Below are 15,388 nucleotides of genomic sequence, written 5' to 3'. Positions count from 1 at the left end.
TAACGGACCGCAGACCCCGGGGCGTTCACACCGACCACCCCTCGGGCGAGGTGCGGAACATCCGGCCGCGGCGGACCGCGTACGGGCCGATGGCCAACAGGTCCACCGGCGCCGAGCCGAAGCACTCCAGCGCGTCCCGCGGATCGTCGACCATGGGCCGGCCGGCCGTGTTCAGGCTGGTGTTGACCACCACGGGCAGCCCGGTGAGCCGTTCGAAGGCGTGCAGCATCCGCGCCACCAGCGGTTCGCGCGCCGCGTCGACGGTCTGGATGCGGGCCGTTCCGTCGACGTGCACCACGGCCGGGATCCGCTCGGCCCAGCCCGGCCGTACGTCGTGCACGAAGAGCATGTACGGGCTCGGCAGCGGGCCGTCGAAGAGCTCGGCGGCCCGGTCGGCCAGCACCATCGGCGCGACCGGCCGGAACTGCTCCCGGCCCTTGACGTCGTTGAGCCGCTCCAGGTTCCCCGCGTGCCCGGGGTGGGCGAGCAGCGACCGGTGTCCGAGCGCCCGCGGGCCGTACTCCGAGCGGCCCTGGAACCAGGCCACCACGGCGTTGTCGGCCAGGGCCTGCGCCACGGTGTCCGCGATGTCGGGGGGACGGTCGAAGGGCACGCCCGCGTCCTTCAGCCAGGCCCCGAGCTCCGCGTCGGACCACTCCCGGCCCAGGTCGGCGCCGTCCATCGGCTCCGGGTCGTCGCCCGCGCCCGCGGCGAGCAGCAGGGCGCCGCCGAGGGCGGTGCCGGCGTCCCCGGCCGCGGGCTGGACCCACACCCGGGAGAACGGTCCCTCGCGGGAGATCCGCGCGTTGGCCACGCAGTTGAGGGCGACGCCGCCGGCCAGCGTGAGCACCTCGTCGCCGGTGCGGCCGTGCAGCCAGCGCACCAGGTCGAGCAGGGTCTCCTCCAGCACGGCCTGCGCCGAGGCCGCGGTGTCGGCGTGGTCGCGGGTCCAGGGCTCGTCGGGGCCGCGGGGCGGGCAGAGCTCGTGCCAGGGCACGGCGTTCGCCCGGAAACCGCCGTCGCCGGTGGGGAACACGTACCGGCGCAGCTCGGAGAGCATCCTCGGGGTGCCGTGGGAGGCGAGGGCCATCACCTTGAACTCGTCGGACGACCGCAGGAACCCCAGGTGCGCGGTCAGTTCCTCGTAGACCAGGCCGAGGGAGTGCGGCAGCTCCTGGGCGTACAACGGTTCCAGTTCGGCGCCCGTGCGCCGGGCCGCGAGGTGGGAGGCCCGTTCCCCGCGGCCGTCGAGCACCAGTACGGAGCTGCGTGCGGCGCCGTCCGCGGCGAAGGCGGCGGAAGCCGCGTGCGCCATGTGGTGGGGGACGAAGCGCACCAGCCCGGGGTCGAGCCCCGGCAGGGCGGTGGCCAGGAAGCCGGGGGCCTCGCGCGCGTAGGTCTGCCGGAGGTGGTCCCAGGGGTCGTCCAGCCCCATGTCGGCGGCCGGGCGGGCGAGCCGCGGATCGTAGGAGTAGGCGACGGCGTCGAGGTCCTGCGGGCGCAGGCCGGCCCTGCGAAGGCACCAGCGGGCCGACTCGACCGGCAGTTCCCAGGCGGAGAACGGCACCGGCCGCTTTCCGTGCTTGCGCCGGGTGAACCGTTCCTCCTCGGCGGCCGCCACGGTCCGCCCGTCGATGACGAGTGCGGCCGCGGGGTCGTGGAAGAGGGCGTTGATACCGAGGATGCGCATGGCTACCGTCCTTCAGGTTCCGGAGCCGTCCGGCCCGGGGCGGACCGGTCGGCCGCCCTGGGACCGGAACCAGGCGATGGTCCGCCGCAGCCCGTCCGCCATCTCCACCTGCGGCTCCCACTGGAGCTTTCCGCGGGCCAGCGTGATGTCGGGACAGCGGACCGCCGGGTCGTCCACCGGCCGCTCCACGTACCGGATCTCCGAGGCCGAACCGGTCAGCTCGATGATCCGCCGGGCCAGGTCGGCCATGGTGATCTCGTCGGGGTTGCCGATGTTCACCGGTCCGCGCAGCCCGTGGGCGGCCGCGGCCAGGATGCCGGCCACCGTGTCGTCGACGTAGCACAGGGAGCGGCTCTGACGGCCGTCGCCCGTGACGGTGAGCGGTACGCCCTCCAGCGCCTGCCGGATGAACGTGGGGACCGCCCGCCCGTCGTGGCCCCGCATGCCGGGCCCGTAGGTGTTGAACAGCCGCACGATGCAGGTGTCGGTGCCGTGGACCGCGGAGTGCGCCGTGGTGAGCGCCTCACCGAAGCGCTTGGCCTCGTCGTACACGCTGCGCGGGCCCACCGGGTTGACGTGGCCCCAGTACGACTCGCTCTGCGGGTGCTCGTGCGGATCCCCGTACACCTCCGAGGTGGAGGTCAGGACGAACCGGGCGCCGCTGCGGCGGGCCAGCTCCAGGGCGTTGCGGGTGCCCAGGCTGCCGGCGTCCAGGGTGTGCAGCGGCAGCCGCAGGTAGTCGGCGGGAGACGCCGGCGAGGCGAGGTGCAGGACGAGGTCGGGCGGCCGGTCCACGGTGAACGGGCGGGTGACGTCGGCCCGGCGCGGGGTGAAACCGGGATGGTCCAGCAGCCCGGCTATGTTGCCGGGCAGACCGGTGCTGAAGTCGTCGAGGCACGTGACCTCGGTACCCGCGGCGAGCAGGGCCGCGCACAGGTGCGAGCCCACGAATCCGGCGCCGCCGGTGACGACGGCATGCGTCCAGCGGTGGTCCGGCGAGAAAGCCATGGGGATCTCCCTGGGAGGGGCCGGCGCGGGGGCCGGATCTCGGGAACTCTCGGCAAAGCGGCCTCGGTGCGGGCTCGGGCCCGGGCGGAGGAAGGCGCCCCGCGGGGGAGCGCCGACGTGACCCACCCTGCCCGTGGCGGGCGGCTCACGGCGCGGCGGGGACGCCATTGGAGTGAACCGGCGGGCCGGTCGCGGGGCGGGTCCCCGGCCCGTCACCCCGGGCGGCGCGTGTTCGTTTTCCGGCCGGCCGCCCCTGCGGCTGCCGCAGCAGCGGCCCGGGGACCTGCGCAGGACGAACTCCTCACGGCAGTCCCAGCCGCAGGGCCGGACATGCGGAGCCGTCGCCCTGGGAGGTCTGCCGGGACGGCGTCGCGAACACGTGGACGGTGACGGTCGGCCCGGCGTCCCGGACGGGGTGCATCCGGTGGTAGAGGGCCTCGTCGAAGCAGAACCCGTTCCCCGCGCCGACCTCCACGACGTGCGGGGCGCTGCCCAGCCGGGCATGCTCGTGAGTGAGGGCGCCGCGGGCGACGAACACCGCACCCCGCACCTGTTCGTGGTCGAGGTAGCCGGCGCCCGGAGGCATGCAGTGCCAGCCGATGGCCCAGACCCCGAGCCGGCCGTCCCGGAACAGCTGGATCCAGCTGCCCTCGCCGTCCGCTTCGGCCAGCCGCGACCGCCAGCGCGGGTAGTCGCGGCCCACCTCGTAGGCGATCTCCAGCAGGTCCTCGGGCTCGAGGAGCATCTCCCGGGATCGCAGAGCAGTCAGTTGCGTGTCCATGAACACCCACCGCCTCACACGCCGCGGTCCGCGGGGCCGGGATGGACCGTCGCCGGTGCGCGGCCGGCGGCCCCGCCATGCCGGTGCCGTTGATCGCCGCACACCTGCCCGGTCCGGGCACTTCCATGCCCCGGGGCTTTCCGGCCGGTCTGCCGGCGGGCGGCCGAGGGCACCCAACCGGGCGGCCGGGAGGCCGACATGGCCGCGCAGCGCTCGTCGGGCGGCGGGGAGGGAGCCCGCGGCATGCTCCGAGGGCGGCCGGGTAGACGCATGTCCACGCAGCAACCGTGCACGAACGACGTCCGCGGCGAGGACTGAACCGCCGCCCGGTAGAGAAGCCAGAACAGGAACCCGAAACGGCAACCGGGGCCAGAACCCGGACCGGAACCCGAGGAGGCGGCACGATGGCCAGGCTCAAGCGGCTGGCGATGGCGGTGCACGAGGAGTACCTGGTGATGGACGCCCGCAGCCGGAGCCTCACCGACCGCGGGCCGCAGCTCGTGGCAGTGGCCCGCTGCGAACTCGGCGAACAGGTGACCGCGGGGCACCGCCCCGCCCAGGTCGGTGTCGACACCGAACCCACGGCCGACAGCGCGGGCCTGCGCACCGAACTGGACTGGCTGCGCGGCACCATGGCGCGTGCCGCCCGGGAGACCGGCTGCCGGTGCATCGCCGCCGGGGCGCCCGTACTGCCCGAGGACAGGCCGCCCGCTCCGCCGGCGCCGTCCGGCTCCGCGCAGATCCCGCGTCCGGCCGCACCCGCCGACCGTCGCGCCGGCCCGGTGTGCGGCTGCCGCATCCACATCGGCCCGCTCGACCGACAGCAGGCCCTGGAGCTCGCCCGTCACCTCCAGCCGTGGCTGCCCGTGATCGTCTCCCTCGCCGCCAACTCCCCCTTCGTGTACGGCCGCGACGCCGGTTGCGCCAGCTGGCGCTCCGTGCGGTTCGGCCGCCCGCCCGTTCCCGTACGCCGCCGCAACCGGCCGGACACGGAGCTCCACGGCTCCGGTCCCTCGGCGCACCGGCCGACCCTGGAGGTCCTGGTACCCGATGCCAACGCCGACCTCGACACCGTCGTGCTGCTGGCCGCCCTGCTCCGCGGCCTGACCGTGGCCCTGCTGCCCGCCGTCGGGGCCGGGGCGCCGCCGGCCGCACCGCCGGCGCCCCGGCTGCGCCAGGCCTACGCCTACGCCGCGGTCCACGGCCTGGAGGGCCCCGGCCTGGACCCCGTCAGCGGGGACGAGGTGTGCGCGCTTCTCCTGCTGGACCGCATGGTGGAGCTCGCCGCACCGGGACTCGCCGCCACGGGCGACCAGGAGCTGGTGGCGGGCCTGCTGCGGCAGCTGCGCACCCGCGGGTGCGGGGCGTCGAGGCAGCGGGCCGTGCGCGAGCGGTGGGGCGGACTCGGCGCCGTGGTGGACGCCCTCGCCCTCGCCACGTCGGGCGCCGACACCAGCCTCCTGACCCCGGTCGCGTGACGGGGCCGGGCCAGGGAACCGGGCCGCGGCCGACCCGGTCCCCGTCTGCGCGCCAGGGCCGCGAACAGCCGCGAAGCGAATCCCTCGGATCGGCCTTCGTCCGTACAACGAACGAATCGGTCCGCGTCGTGAACCCGGCGACGTACGCGCCACGAAGCCGGGCAGGCGCCCCGCGAAGGGGGCGAGCAGGAGTGAGGAGGCGGTCCACGTGAACGAGCTGCGGCGCGACCGCGCAGAAGCCGACCCCGCAGGAGCCGACGGCGCAGGAGCCCACCGTGCAGGACCTGACCGCGCAGCATCCGACGGCGTAGGACCGGACCGGAACGGCGTGGCCCTGGTACGGGCAGCCGGAGAGCTGGACCAGGACACGGTGGGACCGCTGGAAGCGGAACTGCTGCGCGCCGCGCGCGAGCACTCCGTCGTCGTCCTGGACACCGCCGACCTCACCTTTGCCGACTCCACCTTCCTCAACCTCCTCCTGCGCGTGCGCCGGATGACCCGGCTGCGCCTCGTGGCGCCACCGCCGAGGCTGCTGAGGCTCCTCGAACTGGCCGGCGTCCAGGACGTGTTGACCATCAGCCCCGGCCTCGAGGAGGCCATGCGGCTGCCGTGAACCCCGGCCGTATCCGCATCCAGAAGCCGTCCCGGACGGAGGGCATCCCATGTCAGAGAGCAGGTCAGCGAGCAGCGAGCGCCGGATCGTCCTCGTGCGCCACGGCAAGGCCGTGCCCAAGGACGCGGCGGACGACCCCGACCGGGACCTCACCGCGCGCGGGCGCCGCGACGCCGGCGCGGCGGGGCGCTGGCTGGAGGAGTCCAGGCACCGTGTCGACCTGGCCCAGTGCTCCACCGCCGTACGGGCCCGCCGGACCTGGCAGCTGATGATCCCCCACCTCTCCGACCCACCGCCCGCGTACTACGCGGAACGGCTCTACCACGCCGACGGGGACGACCTCCTCGCCGCCCTGCGGGAGCATGCGCCGAGCCTGTCCGGCGTCCTGCTCGTCGGGCACAACCCGGCCGTGCACGAGCTGGCGACCGCCCTGTGCGGGAGTGGTCCGAAGCAGCTGCGCCACCGGCTGGACGAGGCCTTTCCCACCTGTGGTGTGGTCGTGCTGACCGTGACGTGTCCGTGGCGGGAGCTCGCACCGGGCGCGGCACACCTGGCCGACTTCTGGGCTCCGGGCGACGACTGACCCCGGCGGCGGCTGACTCCCGGGGCCGCCGGACCGGGCAGCCCCACGGCCGTCACACGCGGCGGCTCCTGCGCAGGGCCCGCGGCCCGAACAGGGCGGCCCGGACTGACTCCGCCTGCGGCGTGCGGCGTGTCGACGCCGTGCGGTACCGCACCGAGCGAAGCCCCGCCCGGTGCAGCGCCGAAGCGACCGCCTCGTACAGCGCCTTCTGCGCCCCGCCATCCCCGACGGCGGCCGGCCAGGTGACGGTCGCCGTCTCACCGTCGATGCAGATGTGCAGGCAATCGCCCGGCCCTCCTGGGCCCGATGCCCACGAAGCCCCGGTGCGTGCCAGCTCGCGGCGCAGCTCGGCGGTGACGAACAGCGACCTGGCCGCGGCCGGGTCCGCGCCGATCAGCCGCGCCGCGCAGCCGGTGGCACGGAAGAGCCGCAGGACCGGCGGGGAGACGGCCGTGACGGACAGGCTGCGGTGACGGGCCGCGGCCAGGGCCCGCAGCTCCAGCAGCATGTGCAGACCGGCGACGTCGCAGAAGCCCACGTCCGACAGATCGAGGTCGAGGCCGCCCGCGGACGACTCCAGCGCAGTCGTCAGGCTGCGCCGCAGCGGCGTCAGGGTGCCCTCCGTGACCTCACCTGCCACCAGGGCCGTCACGCGGTCGCGGGGCAGGCCCTCGATGGTGACGAGCGCCCGGGCGGCCGGGCGCGCCTCGAAGGCGGTGTCATGGCGTGACGGTTCGGCCATCGGGATCTCACCTCCACGGCGCCGGGGACGGGGGCGGGGACGGGAGACATCACTTCATGGTCGGCGCCGCCGGGGGGCCGTCGCAGCCCCGTAGGCGAACACGTTCCCCGGTTCCGTCCGCGGAACGAACCGCCGCCCGCACCGCCGGGCGGCCGCCGCCCGACCCGGGGCCTTCTGCTGGTTTCGAGCCATCCGCCGAGGACAGACGCGCCTACGAGGAGCCCGGACCCGTCCTGACGGGGCCCCAGGGGCCGCAGGGGCCCGGAGGCCGGGAGGCCGGGGAACCGGGGTCCGGAGCCAGGGGCACTGTGGCGGGGGAGCGACGCCGCAGAGAGGAGGCGACCCATGGGACCGCGAGCCGTCGGCGGCCCGACCTGCGAGCAGGCCCGGGACGTGACGTCCGCCGTGTTGGCCGTCCACGGCGTCACCGGGCCGGACGCCGAGGACGCGCTCCTCGTGGTCACCGAGCTGGTCGCCAACGCGCGGCGGCACGCGGGCGGCGCGACCGCCTTCCGGATCCGCTGCCGGCCCCCCGAGGCCGTCGTCCAGGTCTCCGACGCGGATCCGGACCTGCCCCTCGACCGGCCCACCCCTGCCGATGTGCCCGGACGGTTCGGCTGGGTCATGATCAACCGGCTTGCGGAGCACGTGACGGTCGAGAGCCGGCCGTCGGGCAAGACGATCACGGTCGTGGTCGCCGCACACTCCGCCGAGGAGGGTGCACCGCGGTTCCCCGCGCACCACGGTGACCACAGGAGCGACGATGGATACGGCATGACCAACGTCGGAACGAACGGTGGAACGAACGACGGAACCAACGGCAAAACCAACGGCAGAACCAACGGCAGATCCAACGGCGCGAGCCACGCCGGAACCCACGACATGGCCCACGACAGGGCACCGGGGGGCGACCGATGAGGGAGAACGAGGTCAAGCTCAAGGCCATCGCCGCCATCACCGCCGCCCGGTCGGGCGCCGCGGACGAGTTCGTCTCCGACCTCCTGGCCGAGGCCATCCCCGACCAGTTCCTGGTTCCGGTCGAAGCCACCGCCGCGGAAGCGGGCTGGGCGGTGCTGGAGCAGCTGTCCGAGCCCTTCAGCGCGCTGGTGAACGGATTCCTGCTGGCCTTCGACACGCTCGCCGACGCCCACGACGATGCCGATCCGCAGGAGACCACCGAGCAGATCCTCCAGCAGCTCGCCCTCGCCCTGGCGCGGGAGGACGCGGACGACCCGGAGGACCCGAGCGATCCGGAATGCCAGGATCCGAGCTGATCCCCTGATCCCTTGCCTGATCGCGACCCCGCCGGGTAGGTGCCCTGCGAGGGTGGTGACGACATGACCGATACCGAGGCAGTACGCAGGACGTACACCACCCGTGACCCGCAGTCGGCACGGGACCACCTGGAAGCCGCCTGCGGGACTGCCGTACGGATGGAGGTCCGCCTCGTGGGCGCCGGCGAGTACGGGTTCGCCCGCATCGATGCCGGCCCCTTCGCCCTGACGGAGCTCCTCCTCCCCGGCCGGCTGAGCATGGTCTTCGCACCCGCAGGGCTCCTCACGGTCAGCTGCCTGCAGGCCGGGCGCGCGGACCTGCGCAGCGGCGACCGGCACGAGCGGCTCGGGACCGGTGACGTCTGTCTGGACGGCCGGCCGGACGAGGGCCGCACCCTCCTCACCGACGACCTGCGGATCTCCTCGGTGCTGCTGCCCGGGGAGCTGGTGGGACGGGCGGCGGACGACGCGTCACCGCGGCGCAGCCGCCCGCTGCACTTCACCGACCTGGTCCCCGCCGGCCTGCGGATGGCCGCGCTGTGGCAGCGCACCGCGGACTTCGCCCGGTGCGTCGTCCTGACGCCCGGCGGGTTCTCCCCGCTGGTCGCGGCCGAGACCGCGCGGCTGCTGGCGGCGACGGCGCTGGTGGTGTTCCCGAACGACCTCGACACCAGCCCCCTGACGGCCGACACCCGGGACGCCGGCCCGGAGACGCTGCGCCGGGCGAAGGCGTTCATCGAGGCCAACGCCCAGCACGACATCACCCTCGCCCACGTCGCCGCCGCGGCGTACGTGACCCCGCGCGCCGTCCAGTACGCCTTCAGGCGGCACATGGACACCACGCCACTGGACTACGCGCGGCGCGTCCGCCTCGACCACGCCCACACCGACCTGCAGGACGCGGACCCCGGGGCCGGGGCCACCGTCACCGACATCGCAGCCCGCTGGGGGTTCACCCATGCGGGCCGGTTCGCCGCCGCCTACCGGCGCGCGTACGGTGAGCCGCCCAGGACCACGCTGCGCCGGTGAGGTCGGCTCCGGCCATCCCCGCCAGCCGGCCCGCGATCCCGCTGCGGCCGTGGACCGGCTCGGCCTCGTGGCGGTGCAGGGCCGCCTTCGTCCGGACCGGCAGGGCGTGAACCACGAGCTCCTCGGCCCGGGTCGCGGGGGAGCCCGCCACCACCCGCGCACGGCCCGAGGCCAGCGCCCGGCAGGCCTGCCGGGCGACCAGGGCCGGATCGTCCTTGCGGGTGCGGCCGAGTCGGGTCCCGAGCAGGCCGGCCCGGGCGAAGAACGCGGTGTCCGTCGCCCCGGGCAGCAGCACCGTGACCGAGACCCCGTACCGGGCCAGCTCCTCGTGCAGGGCCAGGCCGAACGAGTACAGGAAGGCCTCGGAGGCGTTGTGCACCGCGTGGTACGGACCCGGCAGCTCGGCGGCGACGGACGAGGTGAGCAGCAGCCGCCCCGCGCCCCGCGCGGCCATCTCCGGCAGCAGCCGGCGCGCCAGGTGCACGGTGGAGGCGATGTTGAGGTCGATGACCCGGGCGGTGTCCGCGAGGTCGGTCTCCAGGAACCCGCCCGCCCTGCCGACCCCGGCGTTCAGCACCAGCACGGACACCGGCCGCTGCCGCAGGTGCACCTCGTGGACCAGGGTCTCGCTGCCGTCGTACGTGGCCAGGTCGGCCCGGACGGCCCCGACCTCCTGCGCATGGGGGGCGAGGCGGCGCGCGGCGAGGTGGATGTCGGGTCCCTCGGCCGCGATGACGAGGTCGTGGCCCCCGTCGGCGAGTTCCCGTGCGATCTCGTAGCCGATGCCGGTCGAGGCCCCGGTGACCACGGCCAGCGGACGCTGTGTGTTCATGGGCAGCGCCTACCCTTCCCATTTCCGGCCACACGCGCGTGGGCGGGGCCGGACCGGGCAGACGCCGGACGGGGCCCGCCCCCAGGTCCCTGGCCGAGTGGTGGTGACAGCAGTGGAAGAAGCCGAGTTCAGCCATCTCCTGGCCGACCTGCTGGCCGAGAGCCACCGCCTCGGACCCGGCGACCTCCCGGGCACGGTCCGCACGGCAGCCCGGGCCGTCGGCATGACCGACGCCGTGATCTTCCTCTCCGACCTGCAGCAGATCCGTCTCGTCCCCGTACCGGACGGCGTCCACCACGGCCAGGGAACGGAGCAGCAGGGGCCTGCGGAGACCGGCGTCGCGGTGGACGGATCGCTGGCCGGGTGGGCGTACCGGACCGGCACCGTGCAGCTGTCGTCGGGCAGTGACCTGGTGCTGTGGCTGCCGCTGGTGGACGGGGTGGAGAGGCTGGGGGTCCTGCGCCTGACCGCCTCGGCGCTGGAGTCGGCCACCTTGGAGCAGTGCAAGTCCCTCGCCTCGCTGACGGGGCAGCTGATCGCGGCCAAGAGCCGTTTCGGCGATCTGGTCTCGCGCCTGACCCGGAGCAAACCGATGCTCCTGCAGGCCGAGCTCGCCTGGGCGTTCATGCCGCCCCGCACGATCGGCTGCCCGGAGGCGACCTCCAGCGCGATCCTGGAGCCGGCCTACGAGATCGGCGGGGACGCCTTCGACCACACCCTCACCCCCACGGCCCTGCACATGGCCGTCATCGACGCCATGGGCCACGACCTGGCCTCCGGCCTGTGTGCGGCCGTCGCGATGGCAGGCTCCCGCTCCACCCGGCGCTCCGGCGGCGATCTCGCGGACATCCCCTCCACCGTCGACGCCGCCCTCCACCGGTGGCTGCCGGACCGGCTCCTCACCGGCGTCTTCGCCGACCTGGCGCTGGCCACCGGGGCACTGACCTGGGTGAACTGCGGCCACCCGCCCCCGATGATCATCCGCCGCCAGCACGTCGTCCACGGCGCGCTCGAACGCCCCGTACAGCTCCCGCTCGGCCTGCCCACCGACCCCGAGGACCGGCGGCCCCGTGCCGTGGTGCACCACGCCCAGCTCGAACCGGGCGACCGCCTCCTGATCCATACGGACGGGGTCACCGAGGCCCGCTCGAGCACCGGGGACCTGTTCGGGGAGAGCCGGCTCATCGACTCGATCATCCGCGCCACCGCCGCCGGCGAGCCCGCACCCGAGGCGCTGCGGCGCCTGGTGCGCGCGATCCTCGCCCACCACAACGGCCACCTCGCCGACGACGCCACCATCCTGCTCGCCGAATGGCACCCCGTCCTGGAGGCGGGCCGGTAGCGTGGGCCGCTTGCCGATCACGGTGGCGAGAGGACGCGGATGGCCCCGCAGGAGCAGTTCGAGATCGACAGGACGCGCGGCCAGGTTTTCGGGGAGGTGGCCGAGCTGTACGACGCCACCCGACCCGGATATCCGAAGCCCCTGGTCCGGGAGGTACTGGCCTACGCGGCCCTCGGCGAAAGTGCGGCGCTGGAGGTGGGCGCCGGCACCGGCAAGGCCACGGTGCCGTTCGCCGCTGCCGGAACTCCGCTGGTGTGCATCGAACCCGACGAGCGCATGGCCGGCGTCCTGCGCCGCAACACCGCCCCCTACCCGCACGTCCGGGTGGAGGTCGGACCCTTCGAGGACCGGCGGCCGAGCGGCAGCCGGTCCTTCGGGCTCCTCCTTGCCGCCACGTCCTGGCACTGGCTCGACCCGGAGCGGCGCTGGGACCTGGCCCACGGCGTCCTCGCCCCCGGCGGCGCGATCGCCCTGTTCTGGAACCTCCAGGGCGTACGGGACGCCGAGGTCCACGCCGCTCTCGCCGAGGTCGACCGCAGGCACGGGATGGCGAACGCGCCGCACGGCGAGCCGGCCTCTTCCTTCGGTGACGTCCCGGGCAACTGGGGCGCCGTACCCGGCTCCTGGCCGGACGCCGAATGCCGGCGCGACGGCCGGTTCACCGACCTGTGCGCGCACCGGTTCCGCCGGGAGCACCACTGGGACACGGACCGCTACGTGGGGCACCTGGCCTCGCTCTCGCGCTACCGCGTCCTGCCGACCGAGCAGCGCGAGCGGCTCCTGAGCGAGACCGCCCGGGTCCTGGACGCCCACGGCGGCGGCATCGCCATGGACCACCTGAGCGACCTGTTCCTGGCCCGCACCCGCTAGCTCTGCTGGAGTACGGGCTGCCGCCCCCAGGCCAGCGGCGCCCCGTGGCAAGGCCAACGACGCGCAAGCGCGTCGCTCGAGGAGCGCGGCGCCGAACTGGCCGAACAGCTGAGAAGGACACAGGAGGAGCAGACCCGGGTCAAGGGGTGACGGGCGGGGGTGTGCCCGCCGACGAAAGTGTCGAATGCGAGTTCGCCTGCCGGGCGGGAGCGGGCCAGGGTGTCGACCAGTTCCTTCGCGGACAGGCCGCGCAGTCTGTCCCGGACGCCGGAGGGCGCGGTGACGATGAGGGTGCGTATCTGGTTGATGGTCTGGGTTCGGGCCTTGACCGCGCTCTTGCGGACCACGCGCAGGGACCGGATCGCCTCCACGATGCCGTTTCTGGCTTTCGGGGTTCCACCGGCCCGGCCGGACAGGACCGCGGTCGCCGCCGCGTAGGCGTCGATGGGATCGGACTTGCCGTTGTCCCGCCTGGCCTTGCGGTCGGGGCGGTCCACCTCGATCACGGTGACGGCGTTGGAGGTGAGGAACCGGGCGATCTCCGCGCCATAGGCGCCGGTCCCCTCAATTCCGACAGCGAGGACCTCGCCATGTGAGTGCAGCCAGTTCAGCAGCCTGCGGTAGCCGTCCGGAGTGGTCTCGAACTTCTGGGTGGCCAGGTGGCGGCCGATGCCGTCGATGACCGCGGCCTGGTGGAGATCGGCATGGGTGTCGATCCCGCCGACCACCTCTATGTCCTGTGCTGCCATGCTGTTGTGTGCTGCCCTTCCAACGCGCACCAGTGGGAGGGCACGAGCCGGTCGGGCAGACGGACAAGACAGTGATGGGACCTTTGGCCGGGCTCCTATGAAGTCACGGACGCCCGACCGGCCACGCGCCAAGAGGCACCACCCGGCAGGCCGACGATTCCCACGAAGGACAGCCGAAGCGTCAGTCAGTCGGAGAGTCAGACCCCCGAGCGGTGCCATGGCCAATCTTCACTGTCAGTCGATGGCGTCGATGACCTTGCCCAGGTCGACGAACTTGAACCCGGTGGCCTCGCGGTCGCCGTCGCCGGGGGTTTCCTGGCCGTCCTGGACGACCAGCAGGCCGCGGGGGTACCGGGAGCCGAGGGGGGCGTTCAGGGCGGCAGCACCATCGCACACCTCGGAGCCGTCGAGGGAGGCCGAGGCCGCGGTGATGCGGAAGGCGCCCTCGAACTCGTTGTCGTCGTCGCGTTCGCGGTCGTAGGCGACGAAGGTGTTGTCGCCCTGGCTCGAGGCCAGCAGGTAGCCGTCGCCGTCCGGCTCGGTGACCAGGGTGAGCCCCTCGACGTCGGCCGTCAGGCGCTTGCCGCCGTAGCCGGGATCGGCGCCCGCCGTGCACTCCTCGGTCCGGGGGTCGTAGGTGCCGGGGACGCCGTACTCGCGCACCTTGTCGATCAGCTTCGGCGTGCCGGTGAGCCCCGCGTCGATGCGCCAGATGCCGACGTCCTCCTGGCCTGCGTACAGGGTGCCGTCCGCGGGGTCGACGACCATGCCCTCGACCTGCGGCAGCTCGCCCGGTTCGGCGCAGGGCGCCCAGGTGGCGCCGCTGGGCAGGCGGAAGGAGGACGGCAGGTCGAGAGTGCGGACCTGGCGGTAGTCGACGGTGCCGGCCGGGGTGGCGAGCAGTTCGAGCAGGGCGATCCGGGTGCGGTGGCGCTGGCTGACCAGGGCGTAGGAGCGGCCGGTGGTGCGGTCGGTCCAGGTGGCCAGGCCGTAGGCGGTCTTCTGCTTGTTGACCTCGGCCTGGTCGGCGGAGAAGACGGGGCGCGCTCCGGGGTCGGTGACGTCGGTGAGCGGGCCGCCGGGCTTGTCCCGGTCGATGCGGTAGATCCGCAGCCGGTCGTTGCCGCGGTCGCTGACCACCGCGACGTCGGCGCGGGCGCCGCCCAGGCGCAGGCCCTGCACGAGGTCGACGTTGTTGAAGCGGCCGGGCTTGTCGTCGGCGCCCGGGCCGGCCGGGGCGGGGATGGACTGGACCTGGCGGGCGTCCAGGTCGTAGACCCGCAGACCGCCTTGCTTGGCAGTGGCGACGACGAGGCTGCGGCCGGGGTCGGCAGGGTTGCGCCAGATGGCCGGGTCGTCCGCGTTGGCGCCGCCGCCGGCCTCGTCGTCGTACAGCGGCGCGGTCTCGGCCTTGGGCCGGATGCTGCTGATCGAGGAGGCCTGTGCCGGGAGGGCGACGCAGGCCGCGAGTGCCGTGCAGAGCATCAGTGTGGAAGCGCGAGCGGCCGGACGTATCGTCATGTTTCTTCCTTTGCAAGGGTTTTGCCCTGACGGGGAAGACGTTCTCGGCAGCATCTGTCATGTCCGCGACCAAATGGTGTCGGGTGGCTGAACACGTCCCGGCGCGACGCCCGAGCACACCGGCGCCGCCCACTGCCGGCTCGTCGTCCATCATCCACGGTGAAGCCGGCCACGGCCTGCTCTGCCGGCACCCGAGCGGTTCGGCGATGGGGTTGCCGCCTTCCTGGCGGCCCGACCGGGAATGCCGTAGAACCGACGCCGCATCTAGGCAAGCAGCTGACCTACATCCCGCATAGCCTCGGCCCATGAGCGACAGCGAAGCGGTCAAGGCCGTTCCGGACGGCTACACCACCATCACGCCCTGGATCATCGGAAGCGACACCGCCGGGCTCATCGACTACCTGGAGCGGGCTTTCGGCGCCGAGGACCTGGGCCGGTTCGTCATGGAGGACGGCACCATCGGCCACGCCGAGCTGCGGATCGGGAACGGGCGGATCATGGCCTTCGACGGCCCGCCCGGCTGGGGTCCCACGCCCGCCTTCGTCCGGCTGTACGTGGAGGACGCCGAGGCCGTCCACCGGCGCGCGGTCGAGGCGGGCGGGACCTCCGTCACGGAGGTCACCCACCTCTTCTTCGGGGACAAGGTCGGGCGCGTCCGCGACCCCTTCGGCAACCTGTGGTGGATCCAGACCCACATCGAGGACGTCGACGACGAGGAGATGGGGCGGCGGATGACCGACCCCGGATTCGCCCGCGCGATGGAGTACGTCTCGGGGACGCTGCACGGCCCGGAGCGGGGCGAGCCGTCAACCGCTTCCAGCTGACGCCCGCCGCCGCGGTGCCGGGCGGCACCTGGTCGAGATCGAGGTCGTCGCG

The 15,388-nt window shown here is 73.9% G+C and carries 16 protein-coding genes; 9 read left to right on the top strand and 7 right to left on the bottom strand.

From position 1 onward, the window contains the following. Positions 1 to 25: 25 nt before the first annotated feature. From ABZ924_RS22080 to ABZ924_RS22070, 3 genes are all read right to left on the bottom strand, one after another. Entirely contained in the window at positions 26 to 1,690 is a 1,665-nt protein-coding gene (locus tag ABZ924_RS22080) for a carbamoyltransferase C-terminal domain-containing protein (protein WP_361912273.1), read from the bottom strand. A 12-nt stretch (positions 1,691 to 1,702) separates the two neighbouring features. After that, positions 1,703 to 2,698, bottom strand: a complete 996-nt coding sequence (locus ABZ924_RS22075; protein ID WP_361912270.1) for an NAD-dependent epimerase/dehydratase family protein — start codon at positions 2,696 to 2,698, stop codon at positions 1,703 to 1,705. A gap of 301 nt (positions 2,699 to 2,999) precedes the next feature. Continuing rightward, on the bottom strand, positions 3,000 to 3,479 hold the full coding sequence (locus ABZ924_RS22070; protein ID WP_361912267.1) for a hypothetical protein: 480 nt from the start codon (positions 3,477 to 3,479) through the stop codon (positions 3,000 to 3,002). 404 nt (positions 3,480 to 3,883) lie between these two features. Between ABZ924_RS22070 and ABZ924_RS22065 the strand changes: the two genes are divergently transcribed. The 3 genes from ABZ924_RS22065 (at position 3,884) to ABZ924_RS22055 (ending at position 6,153) form a co-directional block, all read left to right on the top strand. Beyond that, positions 3,884 to 4,957 carry a glutamate-cysteine ligase family protein gene (locus ABZ924_RS22065; protein WP_361912264.1) on the top strand — a complete coding sequence of 358 codons (1,074 nt, stop codon included), beginning with the start codon at positions 3,884 to 3,886 and terminating at the stop codon, positions 4,955 to 4,957. 208 nt (positions 4,958 to 5,165) lie between these two features. Further along, positions 5,166 to 5,570, top strand: a complete 405-nt coding sequence (locus ABZ924_RS22060; protein WP_361912261.1) for an STAS domain-containing protein — start codon at positions 5,166 to 5,168, stop codon at positions 5,568 to 5,570. A gap of 49 nt (positions 5,571 to 5,619) precedes the next feature. Then, the gene (locus ABZ924_RS22055; RefSeq protein ID WP_361912259.1) at positions 5,620 to 6,153 is read left to right on the top strand and encodes a histidine phosphatase family protein; all 534 of its coding nucleotides are present in this window, start codon (positions 5,620 to 5,622) and stop codon (positions 6,151 to 6,153) included. Positions 6,154 to 6,205: 52 nt separating this feature from the next. On the opposite strand, the gene ABZ924_RS22050 is transcribed toward ABZ924_RS22055, so the two are convergent. Then, a complete protein-coding gene (locus ABZ924_RS22050; RefSeq protein WP_361912256.1) occupies positions 6,206 to 6,895 on the bottom strand; it encodes an STAS domain-containing protein in 690 nt (229 codons plus the stop codon). A gap of 345 nt (positions 6,896 to 7,240) precedes the next feature. Between ABZ924_RS22050 and ABZ924_RS22045 the strand changes: the two genes are divergently transcribed. From ABZ924_RS22045 to ABZ924_RS22035, 3 genes are all read left to right on the top strand, one after another. Then, entirely contained in the window at positions 7,241 to 7,813 is a 573-nt protein-coding gene (locus tag ABZ924_RS22045) for an ATP-binding protein (protein WP_361912253.1), read from the top strand. Next, positions 7,810 to 8,169 (top strand): hypothetical protein, encoded by a 360-nt coding sequence (locus ABZ924_RS22040; RefSeq protein ID WP_361912251.1) that lies wholly within the window; start codon positions 7,810 to 7,812, stop codon positions 8,167 to 8,169. The genes ABZ924_RS22045 and ABZ924_RS22040 overlap by 4 nt, the downstream gene beginning before the upstream one ends. 63 nt (positions 8,170 to 8,232) lie before the next feature. Beyond that, on the top strand, positions 8,233 to 9,198 hold the full coding sequence (locus tag ABZ924_RS22035) for an AraC family transcriptional regulator (protein WP_361912248.1): 966 nt from the start codon (positions 8,233 to 8,235) through the stop codon (positions 9,196 to 9,198). Here the strand turns inward: ABZ924_RS22035 and ABZ924_RS22030 are convergent. Further along, complete coding sequence (locus ABZ924_RS22030; protein WP_361912245.1) at positions 9,122 to 10,030, bottom strand: SDR family NAD(P)-dependent oxidoreductase; 909 nt, start codon at positions 10,028 to 10,030, stop codon at positions 9,122 to 9,124. The genes ABZ924_RS22035 and ABZ924_RS22030 overlap by 77 nt on opposite strands. A gap of 112 nt (positions 10,031 to 10,142) precedes the next feature. On the opposite strand from ABZ924_RS22030, the gene ABZ924_RS22025 reads away from it, so the two are divergent. Both ABZ924_RS22025 and ABZ924_RS22020 read left to right on the top strand, forming a co-directional pair. Then, positions 10,143 to 11,372: a PP2C family protein-serine/threonine phosphatase gene (locus tag ABZ924_RS22025; protein WP_361912242.1), complete on the top strand. Its 1,230-nt coding sequence runs from the start codon at positions 10,143 to 10,145 to the stop codon at positions 11,370 to 11,372. 39 nt (positions 11,373 to 11,411) lie between these two features. Beyond that, the gene (locus tag ABZ924_RS22020) at positions 11,412 to 12,242 is read left to right on the top strand and encodes a class I SAM-dependent methyltransferase (RefSeq protein WP_361912239.1); all 831 of its coding nucleotides are present in this window, start codon (positions 11,412 to 11,414) and stop codon (positions 12,240 to 12,242) included. Here the strand turns inward: ABZ924_RS22020 and ABZ924_RS22015 are convergent. Together ABZ924_RS22015 and ABZ924_RS22010 are read right to left on the bottom strand one after the other, a co-directional pair. Beyond that, on the bottom strand, positions 12,239 to 12,991 hold the full coding sequence (locus tag ABZ924_RS22015; RefSeq protein ID WP_361912236.1) for a transposase: 753 nt from the start codon (positions 12,989 to 12,991) through the stop codon (positions 12,239 to 12,241). The two genes, ABZ924_RS22020 and ABZ924_RS22015, sit on opposite strands and share 4 nt — an antisense overlap. Positions 12,992 to 13,225: 234 nt before the next feature. Next, complete coding sequence (locus ABZ924_RS22010) at positions 13,226 to 14,512, bottom strand: phytase (RefSeq protein WP_361912233.1); 1,287 nt, start codon at positions 14,510 to 14,512, stop codon at positions 13,226 to 13,228. 305 nt (positions 14,513 to 14,817) lie between these two features. Between ABZ924_RS22010 and ABZ924_RS22005 the strand changes: the two genes are divergently transcribed. Then, positions 14,818 to 15,336, top strand: coding sequence for a VOC family protein (locus ABZ924_RS22005; RefSeq protein WP_361912230.1), 519 nt, complete (start codon positions 14,818 to 14,820; stop codon positions 15,334 to 15,336). Positions 15,337 to 15,388 lie beyond the last annotated feature (52 nt).

Source organism: Streptomyces sp. NPDC046876 (assembly GCF_040645035.1).
GTDB lineage: Bacteria > Actinomycetota > Actinomycetes > Streptomycetales > Streptomycetaceae > Streptomyces.
The sequence above is the reverse complement of the archived record's forward strand: the minus strand, read 5'-3'. Positions and strand labels throughout refer to the sequence as shown.